Annotated in this window: 19 protein-coding genes; 8 read left to right on the forward strand and 11 right to left on the reverse strand. The window is 73.2% G+C overall.

What is annotated here, in order from left to right:
* Nucleotides 1–58: 58 nt before the first annotated feature.
* From ACRAKJ_RS29995 to ACRAKJ_RS30015, 5 genes are all read left to right on the forward strand, one after another.
* Nucleotides 59–931: an FAD binding domain-containing protein gene (locus tag ACRAKJ_RS29995; RefSeq protein WP_438920907.1), complete on the forward strand. Its 873-nt coding sequence runs from the start codon at nucleotides 59–61 to the stop codon at nucleotides 929–931.
* Nucleotide 932: 1 nt separating this feature from the next.
* On the forward strand, nucleotides 933–1,394 hold the full coding sequence (locus ACRAKJ_RS30000) for a 2Fe-2S iron-sulfur cluster-binding protein (RefSeq protein ID WP_438920906.1): 462 nt from the start codon (nucleotides 933–935) through the stop codon (nucleotides 1,392–1,394).
* Nucleotides 1,391–2,746 (forward strand): 8-oxoguanine deaminase, encoded by a 1,356-nt coding sequence (locus ACRAKJ_RS30005; protein WP_438920905.1) that lies wholly within the window; start codon nucleotides 1,391–1,393, stop codon nucleotides 2,744–2,746. The genes ACRAKJ_RS30000 and ACRAKJ_RS30005 overlap by 4 nt, the downstream gene beginning before the upstream one ends.
* Nucleotides 2,743–4,968 (forward strand): molybdopterin cofactor-binding domain-containing protein, encoded by a 2,226-nt coding sequence (locus tag ACRAKJ_RS30010; RefSeq protein ID WP_438920904.1) that lies wholly within the window; start codon nucleotides 2,743–2,745, stop codon nucleotides 4,966–4,968. Before ACRAKJ_RS30005 ends, ACRAKJ_RS30010 begins: the two co-directional genes overlap by 4 nt.
* 96 nt (nucleotides 4,969–5,064) lie before the next feature.
* Nucleotides 5,065–5,547 carry a deaminase gene (locus tag ACRAKJ_RS30015; protein WP_438920903.1) on the forward strand — a complete coding sequence of 161 codons (483 nt, stop codon included), beginning with the start codon at nucleotides 5,065–5,067 and terminating at the stop codon, nucleotides 5,545–5,547.
* Nucleotides 5,548–5,849: 302 nt separating this feature from the next.
* Here the strand turns inward: ACRAKJ_RS30015 and ACRAKJ_RS30020 are convergent, their stop codons facing one another.
* The 6 genes from ACRAKJ_RS30020 to ACRAKJ_RS30045 all read right to left on the reverse strand — a co-directional run bounded on the left by ACRAKJ_RS30020 (nucleotide 5,850) and on the right by ACRAKJ_RS30045 (nucleotide 10,385).
* Nucleotides 5,850–6,467, reverse strand: a complete 618-nt coding sequence (locus ACRAKJ_RS30020) for a response regulator (RefSeq protein ID WP_438920902.1) — start codon at nucleotides 6,465–6,467, stop codon at nucleotides 5,850–5,852.
* On the reverse strand, nucleotides 6,464–7,663 hold the full coding sequence (locus tag ACRAKJ_RS30025) for a histidine kinase (RefSeq protein ID WP_438920901.1): 1,200 nt from the start codon (nucleotides 7,661–7,663) through the stop codon (nucleotides 6,464–6,466). The genes ACRAKJ_RS30020 and ACRAKJ_RS30025 overlap by 4 nt, the downstream gene beginning before the upstream one ends.
* Before the next feature lie 2 nt (nucleotides 7,664–7,665).
* On the reverse strand, nucleotides 7,666–8,391 hold the full coding sequence (locus ACRAKJ_RS30030; RefSeq protein WP_438920900.1) for an ABC transporter permease: 726 nt from the start codon (nucleotides 8,389–8,391) through the stop codon (nucleotides 7,666–7,668).
* 6 nt (nucleotides 8,392–8,397) lie between these two features.
* On the reverse strand, nucleotides 8,398–9,306 hold the full coding sequence (locus ACRAKJ_RS30035) for an ATP-binding cassette domain-containing protein (RefSeq protein WP_438920899.1): 909 nt from the start codon (nucleotides 9,304–9,306) through the stop codon (nucleotides 8,398–8,400).
* Between the two features lie 135 nt (nucleotides 9,307–9,441).
* On the reverse strand, nucleotides 9,442–9,804 hold the full coding sequence (locus ACRAKJ_RS30040) for a S4 domain-containing protein (RefSeq protein WP_438920898.1): 363 nt from the start codon (nucleotides 9,802–9,804) through the stop codon (nucleotides 9,442–9,444).
* The gene (locus ACRAKJ_RS30045) at nucleotides 9,804–10,385 is read right to left on the reverse strand and encodes a TetR family transcriptional regulator (protein WP_438920897.1); all 582 of its coding nucleotides are present in this window, start codon (nucleotides 10,383–10,385) and stop codon (nucleotides 9,804–9,806) included. Before ACRAKJ_RS30045 ends, ACRAKJ_RS30040 begins: the two co-directional genes overlap by 1 nt.
* A 72-nt stretch (nucleotides 10,386–10,457) precedes the next feature.
* Here ACRAKJ_RS30045 and ACRAKJ_RS30050 point away from each other — a divergent pair, with 72 nt between their 5' ends.
* Nucleotides 10,458–10,781 carry an antibiotic biosynthesis monooxygenase gene (locus ACRAKJ_RS30050; protein ID WP_438920896.1) on the forward strand — a complete coding sequence of 108 codons (324 nt, stop codon included), beginning with the start codon at nucleotides 10,458–10,460 and terminating at the stop codon, nucleotides 10,779–10,781.
* On the opposite strand, the gene ACRAKJ_RS30055 is transcribed toward ACRAKJ_RS30050, so the two are convergent.
* Complete coding sequence (locus ACRAKJ_RS30055; protein WP_438920895.1) at nucleotides 10,768–11,391, reverse strand: DUF305 domain-containing protein; 624 nt, start codon at nucleotides 11,389–11,391, stop codon at nucleotides 10,768–10,770. The two genes, ACRAKJ_RS30050 and ACRAKJ_RS30055, sit on opposite strands and share 14 nt — an antisense overlap.
* Before the next feature lie 240 nt (nucleotides 11,392–11,631).
* On the opposite strand from ACRAKJ_RS30055, the gene ACRAKJ_RS30060 reads away from it, so the two are divergent.
* Nucleotides 11,632–13,050 (forward strand): LVIVD repeat-containing protein, encoded by a 1,419-nt coding sequence (locus ACRAKJ_RS30060; protein ID WP_438920928.1) that lies wholly within the window; start codon nucleotides 11,632–11,634, stop codon nucleotides 13,048–13,050.
* 193 nt (nucleotides 13,051–13,243) lie between these two features.
* A complete protein-coding gene (locus tag ACRAKJ_RS30065; protein ID WP_438920894.1) occupies nucleotides 13,244–13,840 on the forward strand; it encodes a hypothetical protein in 597 nt (198 codons plus the stop codon).
* A gap of 6 nt (nucleotides 13,841–13,846) precedes the next feature.
* Here ACRAKJ_RS30065 and ACRAKJ_RS30070 read toward each other — a convergent pair whose 3' ends face one another.
* The 4 genes from ACRAKJ_RS30070 to ACRAKJ_RS30085 are packed head-to-tail and all read right to left on the reverse strand — an operon-like array spanning nucleotide 13,847 to nucleotide 17,731.
* Nucleotides 13,847–14,899, reverse strand: a complete 1,053-nt coding sequence (locus ACRAKJ_RS30070; RefSeq protein WP_438920893.1) for an ATP-binding cassette domain-containing protein — start codon at nucleotides 14,897–14,899, stop codon at nucleotides 13,847–13,849.
* A 1-nt stretch (nucleotide 14,900) separates the two neighbouring features.
* On the reverse strand, nucleotides 14,901–15,695 hold the full coding sequence (locus ACRAKJ_RS30075) for an ABC transporter permease subunit (RefSeq protein ID WP_438920892.1): 795 nt from the start codon (nucleotides 15,693–15,695) through the stop codon (nucleotides 14,901–14,903).
* Nucleotides 15,686–16,585 carry an ABC transporter permease gene (locus ACRAKJ_RS30080; RefSeq protein WP_438920891.1) on the reverse strand — a complete coding sequence of 300 codons (900 nt, stop codon included), beginning with the start codon at nucleotides 16,583–16,585 and terminating at the stop codon, nucleotides 15,686–15,688. The genes ACRAKJ_RS30075 and ACRAKJ_RS30080 overlap by 10 nt, the downstream gene beginning before the upstream one ends.
* 15 nt (nucleotides 16,586–16,600) lie before the next feature.
* Nucleotides 16,601–17,731: an ABC transporter substrate-binding protein gene (locus tag ACRAKJ_RS30085; protein ID WP_438920890.1), complete on the reverse strand. Its 1,131-nt coding sequence runs from the start codon at nucleotides 17,729–17,731 to the stop codon at nucleotides 16,601–16,603.
* Nucleotides 17,732–17,892 lie beyond the last annotated feature (161 nt).

Below are 17,892 nucleotides of genomic sequence, written 5' to 3' on the forward strand. Positions count from 1 at the left end.
TGTACTGGCCCCACGCCGCGTCCCCACCCCCCGAGGTAGCCGACCCCCGAGGTAGCCGATGGACTTCCTTCGCCCCGACAGCCTCGCCGAGGCGCTGGCCCTCAAGGCGCAGCGCCCCGACGCCGTGCCGATCGCCGGCGGCACGGACGTGATGGTGGAGCTGAACTTCGACCACCGCAGGCCGGCCGCCCTGCTCGACCTCACCCGCGTCGAGGAGCTGCGCGCCTGGGACCTCGACGGTGGCGCGGTGCGCCTCGGGGCGGGCGTGCCGTACACGCGGGTCATCGAGGAGCTGGGCGACCGCCTGCCCGGCCTGGCGATGGCGTCGCGCACCGTCGGGTCGCCGCAGATCCGCAACCGGGGCACGGTCGGCGGCAACCTCGGCGCGGCCTCCCCGGCGGGCGACGCGCACCCGGTGCTGCTGGCCGTGGACGCCGTGGTCGAGGTCGCCTCCACCCGCGGCACGCGCCGCATCCCCGCCACCGACTTCTACCTGGGCGTGAAGCGCAACGCGTTGGAGCCCGACGAGCTGATCACCTCCGTCCACCTGCCCGAGACGCGGGCGCCGCAGCAGTTCGCCAAGGTCGGCACCCGCAACGCCATGGTCATCGCGGTGTGCTCGTTCGCCGTCGCCCTGCACCCGGCGTGGCAGCGGGTGGGCGCCGCGATCGGGTCCGCCGCGCCCACGCCCCGGCGCGCCTCGGCGGCCGAGGAGTTCCTGACCGGCGAACTGACCTCCACCGGCCAGTGGGAGTCGCCGAAACCCCTGCTGGACTCGGTGAAGCGCCGCTTCGGCGACCTCGTCGCCGAGGCCGCGAGCCCCATCGACGACGTCCGCGGCACCGCCGCCTACCGCAAGCACGCCCTCTCCGTGCTCGCCCGCCGCACGCTCGGCTGGGCCTGGCAGGACTACTCCGGGAAGGTCGCCTGACATGCGCGTGAACGTGACGGTGAACGGCGAGCGGCGGACGGCCGACGACGTGTGGGCGGGCGAGAGCCTGCTGTTCCTGCTGCGCGAGCGGCTGGGGCTGCCCGGCGCCAAGAACGCCTGCGAGCAGGGCGAGTGCGGCTCCTGCACGGTGTACCTGGACGACGTGCCGGTCTGCTCGTGCCTCGTCGCCGCGGGGCAGGCCCACGACCGCGAGGTGCGCACGGTGGAGGGCCTCGCCGACGGCGACCGGCTCGACCCGGTGCAGGAGGCGTTCGTCGAGGCGGGCGCCGTGCAGTGCGGGTTCTGCACGCCCGGCCTCGTGGTCGCCGCGCACGACCTGCTCGCCCGCGTGCCCCGGCCGAGCGACCCGGAGATCCGCGAGGCCCTCGCCGGCAACCTGTGCCGCTGCACCGGCTACGAGAAGATCCTCGACGCGGTGCGCCTGGCGGCGTCGAGGCGATGATCCCCACCATCATCGACGGCGCGGCCATCGCGACGGTGGACGCCGCCGGCACCGAGATCGCCTCCGGCCACGTCGTGGTCGAGGACGGCCGCATCACCGCGGTCGGCCCCGGCCAGGCCCCGCGGCCCGCCGGACCGCACACGTGGGTCGACGGCACCGGCTGCCTCGTCACACCCGGTCTGGTCAACACCCACCACCACCTCTACCAGTGGGCCACGCGCGGCATCGCCCAGGACGCCACGCTCTTCGAGTGGCTGACCGCGCTCTACCCGGTGTGGCGCGGGCTGGACGCGGGGATCACCCACGCCGCCGCCTCGGCGGGCCTGGCCAGGCTCGCCACCACCGGCTGCACCACGGCCGCCGACCACCACTACGTCTTCCCGCGCGAGGGCGGCGACCAGTTCGAGGCCCTGGTGGGCGCGGGCCGGCGCGTGGGCGTCCGCCTGCACGCCGTGCGCGGCTCGATGGACCGCGGCCGGTCGCAGGGCGGCCTGCCGCCGGACAACCTCGTCGAGGGCACCGAGGACGCGCTCATCGCCACCGAGCAGGCCGTCAACGACCACCACGACCCGGCGCCCGACGCCCTCGTGCGCGTCGCCGTCGGCCCGTGCTCGCCGTTCTCGGTGAGCCGGGAGCTGATGACCGGCGCCGCCGAACTCGCCCGCGCCAAGGGCGTGCGCCTGCACACCCACCTCGCCGAGACCGTCGACGAGGAGGAGCAGTGCCGGGCCGAGTACGGCTGCACGCCCACCGAGTACGCCGAACAGCTCGGCTGGCTCGGCGAGGACGTGTGGCTCGCCCACACCGTGCACCTGTCGCCGGACGCGGTGCGGCGGCTCGGCGCCACCGGCACCGGCTCGGCGCACTGCCCCACGTCCAACGGCCGGCTCGGCACGGGCATCGCCCCGGTCCGCGACCTGCTCGACGCGGGCGCCCCGGTCGGCCTCGGCGTGGACGGCGCGGCGTCCAACGAGTCCTGCGGCATGGTCGAGGAGCTGCACCAGGCCGTGCTCCAGGCCCGCCAGCGCGGCGGCCCCAAGGCGCTCGACGCCCGCCAGGCGCTGTGGCTGGGCACGATGGGCGGCGCGCGCTGCCTCGGCCGCGACGCCGAGATCGGCTCGGTCGAGCCCGGCAAGCTCGCCGACCTCGCCGTGTGGCGGCTCGACGGCCTCGACCACGCCGGCATCGACGACCCGGTCGCCGCGCTCGTCCTCGGCCCCCTGCCGAGGGTGCGGCTGCTGCTGGTCGGCGGCCGGACCGTCGTCGAGGACGGCGAGCTGCGCACCGCCTCGGAGACCGACCTCGCGCGCGAGCTGCGCGCCGCCGCCACGCGACTGAAGGGGACGCGATGAGCCTGACCCCCACTGGACTGACCTCCTCGGTGACGGGCGGGATCGGCTCCAGCCCGCAGCGGCCCGACGGCAACCTCAAGGTGCGCGGCGAGTTCGCCTACGCCTCGGACCTGTGGCACGAGGACATGATCTGGGGCGCGACGCTGCGCAGCCCGCACCCGTACGCGCGGATCGTGTCGGTCGACCTCACCGAGGCGCTGAAGGTGCCCGGGGTGTACGCCGTGCTCACCCACCGGGACGTCACGGGGCTCAACCGCTACGGCCTGGAGCACAAGGACCAGCCGGTGCTCGCCGAGGACGTCGTGCGCTACCAGGGCGAGCCCGTCGCCCTGGTCGGCGCGGACCACCCCGAGACGGCCACCCGCGCCATGAAGCGCATCAAGGTCGAGTACGAGGTGCTCACCCCGGTCGTGGACATGGAGACCGCGGCCGACGACACCCCGCTGCACCCCGGCGGGAACCTCGTGCGGCACGTGCCGGTCCGGCACGGCGACCAGGACGCCACCGCCGAGGTCGTCGTCACCGGTCGGTACGAGGTCGGCATGCAGGACCAGGCGTTCCTGGGCCCCGAGTCCGGGCTGGCCGTGCCGGCCGAGGACGGCGGCGTCGACCTCTACGTCGCCACCCAGTGGCTGCACGTCGACCAGGCCCAGGTGGCCTCGGCGCTGGGCCTGCCGCTCGACCGGGTGCGGCTGACCCTCTCCGGGGTCGGCGGGGCGTTCGGCGGGCGCGAGGACCTGTCGATGCAGGTGCACGCCTGCCTGCTCGCGCTGCACACCGGCAAGCCCACGAAGATGGTCTACAACCGCGAGGAGTCGTTCTACGGGCACGTGCACCGCCACCCCGCGGTGCTGCACTACGAGCACGGCGCGGACCGCGCGGGCAGGCTCGTCTACGTCAAGGCGCGGATCTACCTCGACGGGGGCGCGTACGCCTCCAGCACGGGCGCGGTGGTGGCGAACGCGGCCACCCTCGGCATCGGCCCCTACGACGTGCCCAACGCGACCGTCGACTGCTGGGGCGTCTACACCAACAACCCGCCGTGCGGCGCGATGCGCGGGTTCGGCGCGGTGCAGGCCGCGTTCGCCTACGAGTCGCAGATGGACAAGCTCGCCGCCGCCCTGGGCGTGGACCCGGTGGACGTGCGGATCACCAACGCCATGGCCGAGGGCTCGGTGATGCCGACCGGCCAGGTCGTCGACTCGGCCGCGCCCGTCGCGCGGCTGCTGGAGCTGGTCAGGGACAAGCCGATGCCGCCGGTGCCCACCGAGGTGGACCTGCGGGACATGCCCGGCGGCGTCTCCAACACCACCCGCGGCGAGGGCGTCGTGCGCGGCGTCGGCTACGCGGTGGGCATCAAGAACATCTGCTTCTCCGAGGGCTATGACGACTACTCCACCGCCCGCGTGCGGTTGCAGGTCGTCAACGGCGAGGCGGTCGCGCTGGCGCACACCGCCGCGGCGGAGGTCGGCCAGGGCCTGGTGACGATCATGCAGCAGATCGTGCGCACCGAGCTGGGCGTGCGGCAGGTGACGGTCCTGCCGATGGACACCAGCATCGGCAACGGCGGCTCCACCTCGGCGTCCCGGCAGACCTACGTCACCGGCGGCGCGGTCAAGGCGGCGTGCGCGGCGGTGCGGGAGCGGCTGACCCGGCTCGCGGGCGGCCGGGACCCGGCCGGGCTCGACCTCGCCGACCTGCTCGGCGAGGAGGTCGTCGACGAGACCGCCGAGTGGCGGCACCGGGCCACCGAGCCGCTCGACCCCCGGACCGGGCAGGGCAACGCCCACGTGCAGTACGGGTTCGCCGCGCACCGGGCCGTGGTCGACGTGGACACCGAGCTGGGCCTGGTGAAGGTCGTCGAGCTGGACTGCGCGCAGGACGTCGGCAGGGCGCTCAACCCCCAGGCGGTGATCGGCCAGATCCAGGGCGGGTCGGCGCAGGGGCTGGGTCTCGCGGTGATGGAGGAGATCCAGGTCGAGGGCGGGGTGGTGCGCAACCCGTCGTTCACCGACTACCTGATCCCGACCGTGCTGGACATGCCGCCCATGAGCATCGACGTGCTGGAGCTGGCCGACCCGAACGCGCCCTACGGCGTGCGCGGCGTGGGCGAGCCGCCCACCATCTCCTCGACGCCCGCCATCGTGGCGGCCATCCGCGACGCGACGGGGCGCGCGCTGACCCGCGTGCCCGTCAGGCCCGAGCACATCACCGGCACCTGACCCGGACGGCCCTCGTCCTCGCCGCGGCCGACGCGGCGCGGACGAGCACGCCCGGAGGAGCTTCCCGACGACCCACCACCCGAAGGAGAACACCCCGTGACCACTTCCGCCCTGCCCGAGCACGCGTGGCTGCGCGAGTCCGTCGAGCTGGCCACGCGCAACGTCGCCGAGGGCGGCGGGCCGTTCGGGGCGGTGGTCGTCCGGGGCGGGGAGGTCGTGGCCACCGGCACCAACCAGGTCACCTCCTCGCTCGACCCGACCGCGCACGCCGAGGTCGTGGCGATCCGCGCGGCCTGCCGGGCGCTGGGCGACTTCCGGCTCGCCGGGTGCGTGCTCGTGTCGTCGTGCGAGCCGTGCCCGCTGTGCCTCGCGGCGGCGCTGTGGGCGCGGGTGGACCGGGTCGTCTACGCGGCCGACCGGCACGACGCCGCCGCCGCGGGGTTCGACGACCGCGAGTTCCACGAGCTGTTCGGCCGGCCGCGCGACACGTGGGGCCTGCCGGTGCACCGGGTCTCGACCGGCCACGACGACGCGCCGTTCACCGCCTGGCTGTCGCGGGTGGACCGCGTCGACTACTGAGCCCGCGCGGGCCCGGTGGACGCCGGGTCGGCGGGGTTGCCCGCCCCGGGCCGCGGGATCGCCCCGGCCCTGCGCCGGACGGGGTTGCGCGCCCGGGTCGGCGGAGGTGGGGAGGAGGCACGGGGTGGCGGTGCTGTCGTCGCTCATGGGACCAGGGTGCGCGCACTCCCCCGGACGGCGCGCCACCTCACCCGCCGCCTGTGGACAACTCCCCGGCACCACACTGAAAAGCACCGGAGCGCGGCCGGCGACCAGGGCGATCGCCCGCGCCACTGTGGACAACTCCCCCGGACGGCGCGGGGTTAAGCGCCCAGCAGCCCGCGTTCGTAGGCCACGGCGACGGCCGCGGCGCGGTCCTTCACGCCCAGCTTGGCGTAGACGTGCACCAGGTGCGTCTTCACCGTCGCCTCGCTGATGAACAGCTTCGCCGCCGCCTCGCGGTTCGTGCAGCCGCGGGCGATGAGCCCCAGGACCTCCACCTCGCGGTCGCTCAGCGGCTCGGTCGCGGGGTGCCGGACCTGGCCCACCAGCCGGGTCGCCACCGACGGCGACAGCACCGCCTCGCCCCTGGCCGCCGAGCGCACCGCGCGGAACAGCTCGTCGCGCGGCGTGTCCTTGAGCAGGTAGCCGGTGGCGCCCGCCTTGATCGCGGGCAGCACGTCGCTGTCGGTGTCGTAGGTGGTCAGGACGAGGACGCGGGTCGGCAGGTCGCGCAGCCTCCCGATGGCGGTGACGCCGTCGACGCCGGGCATCCGCAGGTCCATGAGCACCACGTCGGGCGACACGGCCCGCACCACGGCCTCCGCCTCGGCCCCGTCGGCGGCCTCCCCCACGACCTCCACGTCACCGGCGGAGGAGAGCATGCCGCGCAGGCCGTCGCGGACCACCGGGTGGTCGTCCACGATCACCACCCGGATCACCGCGCCACCTCCGCCGGGATCGCGGGCACCGAGGCGGACACGGCCGTGCCGCCGCCCGGCTCGGACTCCACGACCAGGGCGCCCGCCAGGCGCGACACCCGCTGGCGCATCGCGACCAGGCCGAACCCGCCGGTCGCCGCGCACGGGTCGAACCCCGCGCCGTCGTCGCGCACGTCCAGCGTCACCACGTCCTCCATGTACGACAGGGTCAGGCCCACCCGGGACGCCGCCGCGTGCTTGGCCACGTTGGACAGCGCCTCCTGCGCGGCCCGCAGCAGCGCCACCTCCACCTCGGGGTGCAGGGCCCGCGCCGCGCCGGTGGTGGCGACCGACGCGGGCACGCCCGTGTGGTCGGTCCACCCGGCGGCCACCTCGGACAGCGCGTCCGGCAGGTTCGCGCCGTCCAGCGCCGGCGGGCGCAGGGCGTGCACGGAGCGGCGCGCCTCGGCCAGGTTCTCCCGGGCCAGCCGCAACGCGGTCTCGACGTGCCGGGGCGGGTCGTCGTCGACCTGGAGCTGGGTGATGATGCCGGTGAACCCCTGGGCGAGGGTGTCGTGGATCTCGCGCGCCATCCGCTGGCGCTCGTCCAGCACGCCCGCCTCGCGGGCCTGGATGAGCAGCTGGGCGTGCAGGCCCGCGTTCTCCTCGATCATCGCGGCCATCTCGGTCACCATCTCCTTGCGGCGCAGGGACTGCTCGCGGGTGTAGTGCCCGAGGAAGGTGAACGTGGAGGCCACCACCACGACGATGAACACCATGGCCGCGTACAGGCCGATCGCCGCCGGTTCGGGCGCGGGCAGGCCGCCGTGCATCGAGGTGGCGGCCAGCACGGCGGTGGCGGCCACACCCGCGAACTTCCAGCGCCCCGGCAGGTACTCGGTCGCGTAGATGTACCCGGCGAACGAGTAGAACCCGAACATGGGGTGCCGCAGCCCCAGCACGCCGTACACCACCAGCACGCCGACGAAGAACACCGCCATCAGGCCGGTCCGGTCGTGCCACCGGGGGTGCAGGGTGACCCACCAGAGCATCCACAGCCCCGCGGCGACCGCGATGCCGAGGTTGACCCACCTCACCGGCCACGGTTCCTCGGTGATGAGGAGGTAGACCGCGGTGGGCACGACGAGCACCAGGTACGGGATGGCGTGCCCCGCCACGTTCAGCCGGTGCTCCCAGACGTCGAACCTGTCGGTCATGCCTACTCCCAGCGGAAGGATTTCGCCGCGACGGTACCCGCCACCACCGTGACGACGGCGAGGACGCCCAGGTGCACCGGGTCGGGAGCGGCGCCGAGCCACGACTCCTGGAGGGCGCCGACGCCCGGCGGCAGGTGGTCGCCGATGGTGTTGAGGACGTCCGGCAGCAGCACCCGCGGCAGGTAGGCCCCGCCGAAGAACATGATGAGCATGAACACCACCGTCGCCCAGCCGCCGGCGGCACGCGCGTTCGGCGCCCACGCCGCCACCAGCAGTCCCAGCGCGGACAGCGACAGCATGCCGAGCAGGCAGGTCAGCAGGAACCCGAACGGGTGGTGGGGCAGGTCGATGCCGAACGCGAGCCGGCACACGACCAGGAGCAGCACGACCGAGATCGCGCCCGCGACCAGGTTGACCACGACCTGCGCGACGAGCAGCCGGGCCGGGTGCACCGGCGTGGTGGAGAACCGGCGCAGCACGCCCTTCTCGCGGTAGGTGGCGACGGTCTGGGGCAGCTTGTTCAACCCGAGGAACGCGAACGCGATCACCACGAGCGTGCCCACGTAGTGGTCGATGAACCGCAGGTCGCCGAACTTGGGGTCGGGGGTGCGCAGCGCCGGGATCGCGCCGAGCACCAGGAGCAGGACGGTCGGGAACAGGACGCCGAACGCGACCATGACGGGCTCGCGCAGGAACAGCTTCCACTCGATGCGGATGATCTTCAACATGTCAGGTCACTCCGAGAGCGCGCGGCCGGTGAGGTGGATGAAGGCGTCGTCCAGGCCGGCCTGCTCGATGCGCAGGTCGGCGGCGACCACGTGGTTGCGGGCGAGGAGCGCGGTGACGGCGTGCAGCAGGTTGCCCTTGCCGGTCACGACGACCTGCGGCCCGTGCCGCTCGACGGACGCGACCTCCGGCAGGTCCGCCAGCAGGGCGAGGTCGAGCGGCGCGGTGGGCCGGAACCGGACCCGCTGCTCACCGTCCAACCGGGAGACCAGGCCGGCCGGGCTGTCGAGGGCGACCAGCTTCCCGGCGTCGATCAGGGCGAGCCGGTCGCACAGCCGCTCGGCCTCCTCCATGAAGTGGGTGACCAGCACGACCGTGACGCCGGAGTCGCGGACCTGCTCGACCAGCGCCCACGTGTCGCGGCGCGCCTGCGGGTCCAGGCCGGTCGTCAGCTCGTCCAGCACCGCGATCCTGGGCTTGCCGACGAGGGCCAGCGCGACGGACACGCGCTGCTTCTGGCCGCCGGACAGCTTGCGGTACGGGGTCTTGACCCGGTCGCCCAGGCCGAGCCGGTCGAGCAGCTCCCGCCAGTCTGCCGGGTCGCGGTAGAACGACGCGTACAGGTCCAGGGCCTCGCCGACGCGGATGTGGTCGGGCAGTTCGCTCTGCTGGAGCTGCGCTCCCAGCCGGGAGCGCAGCGCGACGCGGTCGCGGCGCGGGTCGAGCCCGTCCACCCGGATCGTGCCGCCGTCCGCCGCGCGCAACCCCTCGACGCACTCGACGGTCGTGGTCTTCCCGGCCCCGTTGGGGCCGAGGATGCCGAAGATCTCCCCCTCGTCGACGGTGAACGAGACCCCGTCCACCGCGACCTTCCCGTCGTACCTCTTCACGAGGTCGACCACTTCGATGATCGCCATGCCCCAAGACTCGTCGGCGGCGCGGCGGAAGTGATCACCCGCGCGGCCACACCCGCGGTCAACCGATCGGTTGACTCCCCCTGGACCGCCTCCGGGTGGTCCCCGAGGCGCGGTCGGGTGGGACCCGGGGGTCGCTCAGAGCTGCCCGGTGCGGAACTTGTCGAGCACGCGGCGCTCGCGCTTGGTGGGACGGCCGGCGCCGCGCTCGCGGCGGGCGACGGGGACGGCCTCCAGCGGGGGCGGCGGCGGGGTGCGGTCGATGAGGCACGTGGCGGCGTCGGCCGCGCCCACCCGCTTCTGGATCACCCGGACGACCTCGACGACCCGCACCACGTCGCCCACGCGGGCGCGCACCTCGTCACCGGGGACGATGACGGTCGAGGGCTTGGCCGGCTTGTCGTTGACCCGCACGTGCCCGGCGCGGCACGCCGCCGCGGCGTCGGGCCTGGTCTTGGTCAGCCGCACGGCCCACAGCCAGCTGTCGATCCGGTTGGCCATCAGCGCGCCAGCCCGTGCAGGACCTGGGCCACGAGGGCGCTCAGCACCGACTCGTTGTGCTCGGCGTCGCCGGGGCGCAGGGTGCGCGCGGCGGCCTCGACGGCGCCGTGGACGAGCAGCGCGCGCAGGCCGGGCTTGGGCACGCCGGCCTCCAGCAGCACGCCGACCAGCGGCGCGAGCAGCTTCTCGTGCTCGGCGCGGATGCGGGTGCGGGCGGCCTCGGGCAGGGCGTGGGCGGACAGCGCGACGACCGCGCCGTGGCTGCCGTCGGCGATGATGCCCAGCTCGGTGCGCAGGTACGCCTCGACCTTCGCGGGCACGCCCTCGGCCGAGTGGACCGCGTCGGCGAGCCGGCGAGCCCAGTCGGGCAGCTCGTCGGACACGATCGCGGCGACCAGCTCCTCGCGGGACCGGAAGTACTCGTACAGGCTCGGGCGGGACAGCCCGACGCGGCGTGCCAGGGACGCGAGGGTCAGCGCGTCGGCGCCCTCCTCGGCGACGATGTCGCGCCCCGCGTCGAGCAGGGCGCGGAGCCGGTTCGCGCGGTGCTGCGCGAGGGTGTCGGCGCTGATCCTGGGCACGCGACGATCCTAGACCTTGCTTTCCCGACGCGCCGTTGGAATAGTTCCCTACACCCCGTCGGGAACCCGGAGGTGCACGTGTTCGTCGCCACCAACCGCCTGTTCGTGCCCGAGGACCGGGCGGAGGAGTTCGAGGCGCGCTTCAGGGAGAACATGCGCGCCCACCTGCCCGGGGTGCCCGGCCTGCGCCGCAGCACGCTGCTGCGGCCCACCCGCCCGGATCAGCCGTACGTGTCGGTCAACGAGTTCGACAGCGAGGACGACTTCCGCGCGTGGGTCGCCTCCGACTCGTTCAGAGAGGCCCACCGGCGCGGCGCGGGCGTCGCCCGCCACGTGACGGGCAACGCCGTGGAGACCTTCCAGCCCTCGGAGGACCTGGTGCTCACGGAATCGTGATCGCCTTCATCCGGGCGATCTCGTCGCTCTGCGAGGCGACCACGTCGTTGGCCATCTCCTCGACCCGCACGTCGGACCCGGTGGACAGCAGGTCGACGGCCATCTGGAGCGCGCCCTCGTGGTGGGCGATCATGAGCTGGAGGAAGAGGCGGTCGAAGTCCGCGCCGGTGGCCGCCGCCAGGGCCGCCAGCTGCGCGTCGGTGGCCATGCCGGGCATCGACGCGTGGTCGACCTCGGGCAGCGAGCCGCCGTGGCCGTGCGCGGGCGCGTTCTCGGCGTACTGGTCCCGCCACTGCTCCATGGCGCCGATCTCGGGGCCCTGGGTGTCGTGGATGCGCGAGGCCAGGCCCTTGACGGTCTCGTCCCGCGCGCGTCCCGGGGCGAGCGCCGCCATGTCCAGCGCCTGGCGGTGGTGCACGATCATCTTCGCCACGTAGGCCAGGTCGGCCTCACCGGGCGCGACCCAGCGGTCGGTGCCGACCTCGTCGGGCGCGAGGGTCTCGGCCTGCTCACCCGGCCCCTTGGGCGCGAGGATCGGCGCCTCGTCCTGTGGCTGCGACGTGCAGCCGACCAGGACGGCCAGCAGCACCGCGACGAACCCGACTCGCATCCGAACCCCCTCATACACCAGGTCGGCGCCAACGTACCCGGCGATCCCGGTAACCGGAAAGTCATCGTTTCCCGACGAACGGGTCTGGTACTTAGCCTTGCGAACGGGCGATACTGCGATCCCTGCACTGTAGGGTTGGAAGGGGAACCTGAAGTGGAAGCACGCGTTTCTACCCGAGGTCGGCGCAGAGCGCCGATCGCGGTCCTGGGGGCGTTCGCGCTGAGCCTGTCGGCCGTGGTCATGGGCCCGCAGGCGATCGCGGCTCCGGACGACGCCGATCTGGCCGGCCTGTCCGAGACCCAGCTGTCCAGCCAGGAACAGCCGGCCACCGGCATTCCCGGCGTGGACGAGATCCGCAACTCGCGCAACGTCAAGCACGTGGCGAACCTGCCGAAGCCGGCGCCGTTCACCTCGTCGTCGACCTGGTCCGACCTGGCCTTCCAGGGCGGCTACGCGTTCAACGGCAACTACGACGGCTTCGTGATCTACGACGTGCGGAACCCGCACAAGCCGAAGATCGTGAGCTCCGTGCTGTGCCCGGGGTCGCAGAACGACATCTCGGTCAAGGGCGACCTGCTCTTCCTGTCGACCGACTCGTCGCGCAGCGACAACTCGTGCGCCAGCACCCCGCTCCCCGCGACCAACAAGGACGCGTGGGAGGGCATCAAGATCTTCGACATCAGCGACAAGAAGAACCCGAAGTACATCAAGTCGGTCGAGACCAAGTGCGGCTCGCACACGCACACCCTGGTCCCGGACAAGCGCGGCAAGGACGTCTACCTGTACGTCTCGTCGTACAGCCCGAACGCGGCCTTCCCGGACTGCCAGCCGCCGCACGACCTGATCTCGATCGTCAAGGTCCCGCTGAAGGACCCGACGTCGGCGTCGCTGCTCTCGGAGACCGTCCTGTTCCCGGACGGCGGCAACGTCGGCCGGCCGGGCACCGTCCCGACCGGCTACGTGACGGCCACCTCCGGCTGCCACGACATCACCGTGTACCCGTCGAAGGACCTCGCGGCCGGCGCCTGCATGGGTGACGGCGTGCTGTGGGACATCTCCGACCGCGAGAAGCCCCGCGAGATCAGCCGCGTGCAGGACGACGTGAACTTCGCGTTCTGGCACTCGGCCACCTTCAACAACGCCGGCACCAAGGTGGTCTTCACCGACGAGCTCGGCGGCGGCGGCGCGGCGACGTGCAACGAGACCATCGGCAAGACCCGCGGCGCGGACGGCATCTACGACATCACCGGGCGCGGTGACGGTCGGGAGCTGGAGTTCCGCTCCTACTACAAGATCTCCCGCACCCAGGCCGACACCGAGAACTGCGTGGCCCACAACGGCTCGCTGATCCCGGTGCAGGGTCGGGACATCATGGTCCAGTCCTGGTACCAGGGCGGCATCTCGATCTGGGACTTCACCGACTCCGGCAACCCCAAGGAGATCGGCTGGTTCGAGCGCGGCCCGCTGCCCAACGGCGCCGGCGGCGGCACGTGGTCGGCGTACTACTACAACGGCTACATCTACTCGTCCGACATGGCCAAGGGCTTCGACGTGCTGGACATCCGCGACCCGCGGACCGTCACCGGCAAGCTCGTGCGCGTGGACGAGCTGAACGTGCAGTCGCAGGGCTCCTACCGGGACCTGTTCCCGCGTCGGTGACCCCATCGATGTGAGCACGGCCCGGGGAAGGGCCCGTCGCACCCGCGGCGGGCCCTTCCCCCTTTTGTGACCGCATTTTCGCGGTGCGGTACTCCTTCGCGGTGACAACACCGGCGAAAGGGCCGGCCACGAGTAGGCTACCCACTGGTATCTCCCTCCCGAATTCCTCGCGAGGAGTATTCCGGTGCCCGACATGACCCTTTACCGCGGCGAGCGGCACACCGCCTGGCCGGCCCCCGCAGTGCGGCTCATCTGGGGCGGCCTGACCATCAGCGACCCCTGGCCGGGCGCGCGGCTGCCCAACCGGGCGGCCACCGCGGCGTGGTGCGCGCTGTCCCGGGCGATCAGCGCGGCGGGCGGCCCGGCGGCGTTCTCCCCGGTCGTGCGCGGTGCGAACGGCTCGTGCGGCCTCACGTTCGCCCGCACGTGCACCGGCGGGGACGCCGACCACAACTACGTGGTGACCATCCACCGCGCCCGCACCTTCCTGCTCCGCTACGCCGGCCTCGGCGGCTGGGCGCCGGGCGACGAGGTGCCCTGGGCGACCGATCCGGAACTGCCCACCGAGGATTACGTGGTGCTGAACGGACCCACCGTCGCCCGGTCGACGGTATTGGGTTTCGGGCATTTCACCGGAACACCGGAGGTGACGTTGTTCACCGATGTGCCGACCGGGTGGGTGACGTCCGTGAACGGTCAGCCGATCGGCGGGAACGGCGTGCGGGTGCTCACGGATTCGGAGTTGTCGGACGACGAACGGGCGCGGTTGGCGAAACTGCGGCGGCCGTGACCGCCCTCACGCCTCGACGACCATCAGCCGCGCCGCGTCGAAGTCCAGCGCGACGGCGGTGCCGGGCGGGAAGTCGCCCGCGCGGCCGGAGGGCTGGTCGACCCGCACGACCTGGTCGCCGCCGCCGAGGCGCACCGACAGGCGCGTCACGGGACCGAGGAAGCTCTGCGCCAGCACGTCGCCCACCAGCACGTCCGCCGTCGGGGCGCCGTCCTCGCGGTGCCGGGTGACGGTGATGTCCTCCGGCCGGACGATCACCTTCACCTCGCCGTGCAGCCCGTCGGCCGCGTCCGTCGCCAACCGGAACGCCCCCAGCCGCACCCCGCCGGGCTCGGCCGTGCCGAACACGGCGTTGGTGACGCCGACGAACTGCGCCACGAACGCCGACGCGGGCTCCCGGTACACGCGGGCCGGGGTGTCCAGCTGCTCCAGCCGGCCGTTCGACATCACGCCCACCCGGTCGGAGACGGCCAGCGCCTCCTCCTGGTCGTGCGTGACGAACAGCGTGGTCGTGCCCAGCTCGGTCTGGATGCGCCGGATCTCGTCGCGCAGGGCCACGCGCACCTTGGCGTCCAGCGCGGACAGCGGCTCGTCGAGCAGCAGCACGCGCGGCCGGATCGCCAGCGCCCGCGCCAGGGCCACCCGCTGCTGCTGACCGCCGGACAGCTGGTGCGGGTAGCGCCCGGCCAGGTGGGAGAGGCCCACCAGCTCCAGCAGCTCGCCGACCCGCGCGCCGCGGTCGGGCGCCTTGCGCAGCCTCAGGCCGAACGCGATGTTCTCCGCCGCGGTCATGTTCGGGAACAGGCTGTACGCCTGGAACACCATGCCCATGTCCCGCTTGTTGGCGGGCACGCCCGTGACGTCCTTGCCGGCCACGGTGACGCGGCCGGAGTCGGCGGTCTCGAAGCCGGCCACGATCCGCAGCGCGGTGGTCTTGCCGCAGCCGCTGGGCCCGAGCAGGCTGACCAGCTCGCCCTCGGCCAGCTCCAGGTCGAGGCCGGCGAGCGCCGGCCGGCCGCCGAACGACTTGCGCAGCCCGTCGAGACGCAGGTGACCCATCTCAGCCTTCCTCCGGGGGGTTCTCCGCCGGGGCGGTGTCCCGCCTCCTGCCGACGAACGAGAGCAGGAACAGCAGCGCGAACGCGAACAGCAGGCTCAGCAGCGACACGGCGATGGACACGCCCGCGTTGCGCTTGCCCAGCAGGTTGACCTGCACCTGCACCGTGTCGAAGTTCAGCAGCGAGGCGATGGTGAACTCGCCGAGCACCAGCGCCACCGACAGCAGCGACGCGCCGATCAGGGCGGTGCGGATGTTCGGCACCACGACCCGCAGCAGCACCGTGCCCCAGGACGCGCCGAGGCCGCGGGCCGCCTCGGCGAGCGTCTTCAGGTCGATCGAGGACAGCCCCGCGTCGATGGCCCGGTAGGCGAAGGGCAGGACCAGCACCGCGTAGGCGAACGTGAGCGTCAACGGCGAGTCGCCGAGGAAGTAGTCCACCCACGCGTAGAGCGGGGCCATGCCGACGACCAGCACGATCGCCGGGATCGCCACCGGCAGCAGGCACAGGAACTCCACCGGCCGCCGCAGCGCCGGCAGCCGCAGCCTGATCCACGCCATGGTCGGCACGAGCAGCGCCAGCACGAGCAGCGAGCTGGTCGCGGCCAGCTGCACGGACACCAGGATCGCCTCGACCAGGTCGGGGTCGTCGACGATGCCCGACCACGACTCCAGGCTGCGCGTGCCGTTCGCGCCGCGCGTGGAGAACTCGGCCATGGCGACCAGCGGCAGCAGGAAGTACGCGCCGAGCACCAGCAGGACCGCGACCCGCGCGGCACCCCGTCCCCTCACCGCCACCGGTCGGCCCTCCGCTGGAGCAGGGCGTAGAGGCCCATCGCGACGGCGACGACCACGACCATGCCGAGGCCGAGCGCCTTGCCCAGGTTCTCCTGCCCCAGCAGCACCTCGCCGGTCAGCGCGCCCCTGATCCGGAGCGGCACGATGGGGCTGCCCTGCGACACCAGCGCCGCGGCGGTGGCGTAGGCGGAGAACGCGTTGGCGAACAGCAGCAGCAGCGAGCCGAGGAACGCGGGCAGCAGGACCGGCCCGCCGACGTGCCGCCAGTAGCTCCACGACGAGCCGCCGAGGCTGTCCACCGCCTCCCGCCACTGCGGGCGCAGGCCGTCGAGGGCGGGCAGGAACACGATGACCATCAACGGGACCTGGAAGAACGTGTAGACCAGGGTGAGGCCGGGCAGCTCGAACAGCCACGCGCCGGTGGCGAAGAGGTCCACGCCGAACGCGTCGCGCAGGAACCGCGTGACGAAGCCCTGGAAGCCGACCGTGGCGAGGAACGCGAACGCCAGCGGCACGCCGCCGAACTGGGCCAGCACGCCCGCCGCGGCGACCACGACGCGGCGCAGCGGCCCTTCGGGGCGGCCGGTGGCGACGGCCCAGGACAGCAGCGCGCCGAACACCGCGCCCAGCAGGGCGGTGAGCGCGGACAGCTCGATGCTGAGCAGGAACGCCCGCAGGTGCGCGCCCCCGGTCAGCTCGGCCAGGTTGGCCAGGGTGAACGCGCCGTGCTCGTCCTGGAACGCCCCCGCCAGCACGAGGACGGTCGGGTAGAGCAGGAACGTGCCCACGTAGGCCAGGAACGGCACGACGACCAGCCACGCCGCCCAGGACCCGCGCGCCGGGCCGCGGCCGGGTGACGGCGCGGGACCGTCCCCGACCGCGGTCGTCACGGGTGCGACCACCGGTCAGCCCACCGCCTGGGCCCACGTCGAGGACAGCACCCGCTTGGCCTCGTCCGACTGCTGCTGGGTGAGGAACACCTGCTCGCCGCCGGTCTCGGGCAGCTTGGCCGCCGCGGCGGCGTCGAGGGTGCCCGCCTTCTCCATCGCGTCCATGCGCACCGGCCGCGACAGGCCCTTCAGGAACAGGTTCTGGCCCTCGTCGGAGTACAGGAACTCCTGCCACAGGCGGGCGGCGGCCGGGTGCGGCGCGTCCTTGTTGACGGCCTGGTTGTAGTACGCGCCGACCTGGGCGTCCCGCGGGACGACGACCCGCCAGTCGGCCTTGCCCGCGAGCTTCGCGGTCTGCGCGGCGTTGGTGTAGTCCCAGTCGACGACGACCGGCGTCTGGCCGGACTCGATGGTCGCGGGCGACGGGTCGACCGGCAGGAAGTTGCCCGCGGCCTTGAGCTGCTTGAAGAACTCGACGCCGGGCGCGATGTCGTCGGCCGAGCCGCCGTTGCCGAGCGAGGCCATGACGACGCCGGAGAACGCGGCGCCGGCCTGCGTCGGGTCGCCGTTGAGCGCGACCTTGCCCTGGTACTCGGGCTTGAGCAGGTCCTTCACCGAGGTCGGCGCGGGCACCTTCGAGGCGTCGTAGCCGATCGACATGAAGCCGCCGTAGTCGCCGTAGTACAGGCCCGAGGGCTCCTTGAGCTCGTCGGGGATGTCCGCCCAGGTCTCCACCCGGTAGGGCGCGAACACGCCGGTGTTGGCGAGGGCGACGTTCAGGCCGAGGTCGAACACGTCGGGGGCGCGGTCACCGCCCTTGAGCTGCTCGGCCGCGTTGATCTCGTCCTGGCTGGAGGCGTCGGGCTGCGCGGAGTCGACCTCGATGCCGTACTCCGCCTCGAACGCGGAGATGATCTCGCCGTAGTTGGCCCAGTCCGGGGGCAGCGCGATGACGTTGAGCCTGCCCTCCGCCTTCGCCGCCTCGACGAGCTTGTCGAGCCCGCCGAACTCGGCGGCGGACTGCGCGGTGGCCGCGGGCGCGCCGTCCGCCGCGCCGTCCTTCGGCGGGGGCGTGCCGCAGGCCGCGACGAGCGCCAGCGCCGCGGCGCCGGTGCCGACCAGCCGCAGGACTCGGGTGTGGGTCACGGGTCGAACCTCCCTGGAGGTGGCAAAGGGCCTGTCAGCGTGATCGCGTCCGGGACGTGCGGAGGATTCGCGAATTGCGCGCGTCTTGTCAAGCAGGGTGTTGTGCCAGGTCTCGATTCAGCCCGTCGGACGAATTCCCCGGAGCGTTCCGGTGGACGGCG

It is taken from the genome of Saccharothrix sp. DSM 118769 (assembly GCF_052936295.1).

Excerpts from the sequence above, each read along its gene's own strand:
- ACRAKJ_RS29995 (WP_438920907.1), top strand. The coding sequence starts at position 59 with ATGGACTTCCTTCGCCCCGACAGCCTCGCCGAGGCGCTGGCCCTCAAG.
- ACRAKJ_RS30000 (WP_438920906.1), top strand. The coding sequence starts at position 933 with ATGCGCGTGAACGTGACGGTGAACGGCGAGCGGCGGACGGCCGACGAC.
- ACRAKJ_RS30005 (WP_438920905.1), top strand. The coding sequence starts at position 1,391 with ATGATCCCCACCATCATCGACGGCGCGGCCATCGCGACGGTGGACGCC.
- ACRAKJ_RS30010 (WP_438920904.1), top strand. The coding sequence starts at position 2,743 with ATGAGCCTGACCCCCACTGGACTGACCTCCTCGGTGACGGGCGGGATC.
- ACRAKJ_RS30025 (WP_438920901.1), bottom strand. The coding sequence starts at position 7,663 with ATGACCGACAGGTTCGACGTCTGGGAGCACCGGCTGAACGTGGCGGGG.
- ACRAKJ_RS30030 (WP_438920900.1), bottom strand. The coding sequence starts at position 8,391 with ATGTTGAAGATCATCCGCATCGAGTGGAAGCTGTTCCTGCGCGAGCCC.
- ACRAKJ_RS30035 (WP_438920899.1), bottom strand. The coding sequence starts at position 9,306 with ATGGCGATCATCGAAGTGGTCGACCTCGTGAAGAGGTACGACGGGAAG.
- ACRAKJ_RS30040 (WP_438920898.1), bottom strand. The coding sequence starts at position 9,804 with ATGGCCAACCGGATCGACAGCTGGCTGTGGGCCGTGCGGCTGACCAAG.
- ACRAKJ_RS30055 (WP_438920895.1), bottom strand. The coding sequence starts at position 11,391 with ATGCGAGTCGGGTTCGTCGCGGTGCTGCTGGCCGTCCTGGTCGGCTGC.
- ACRAKJ_RS30060 (WP_438920928.1), top strand. The coding sequence starts at position 11,632 with ATGGGCCCGCAGGCGATCGCGGCTCCGGACGACGCCGATCTGGCCGGC.
- ACRAKJ_RS30065 (WP_438920894.1), top strand. The coding sequence starts at position 13,244 with ATGACCCTTTACCGCGGCGAGCGGCACACCGCCTGGCCGGCCCCCGCA.
- ACRAKJ_RS30070 (WP_438920893.1), bottom strand. The coding sequence starts at position 14,899 with ATGGGTCACCTGCGTCTCGACGGGCTGCGCAAGTCGTTCGGCGGCCGG.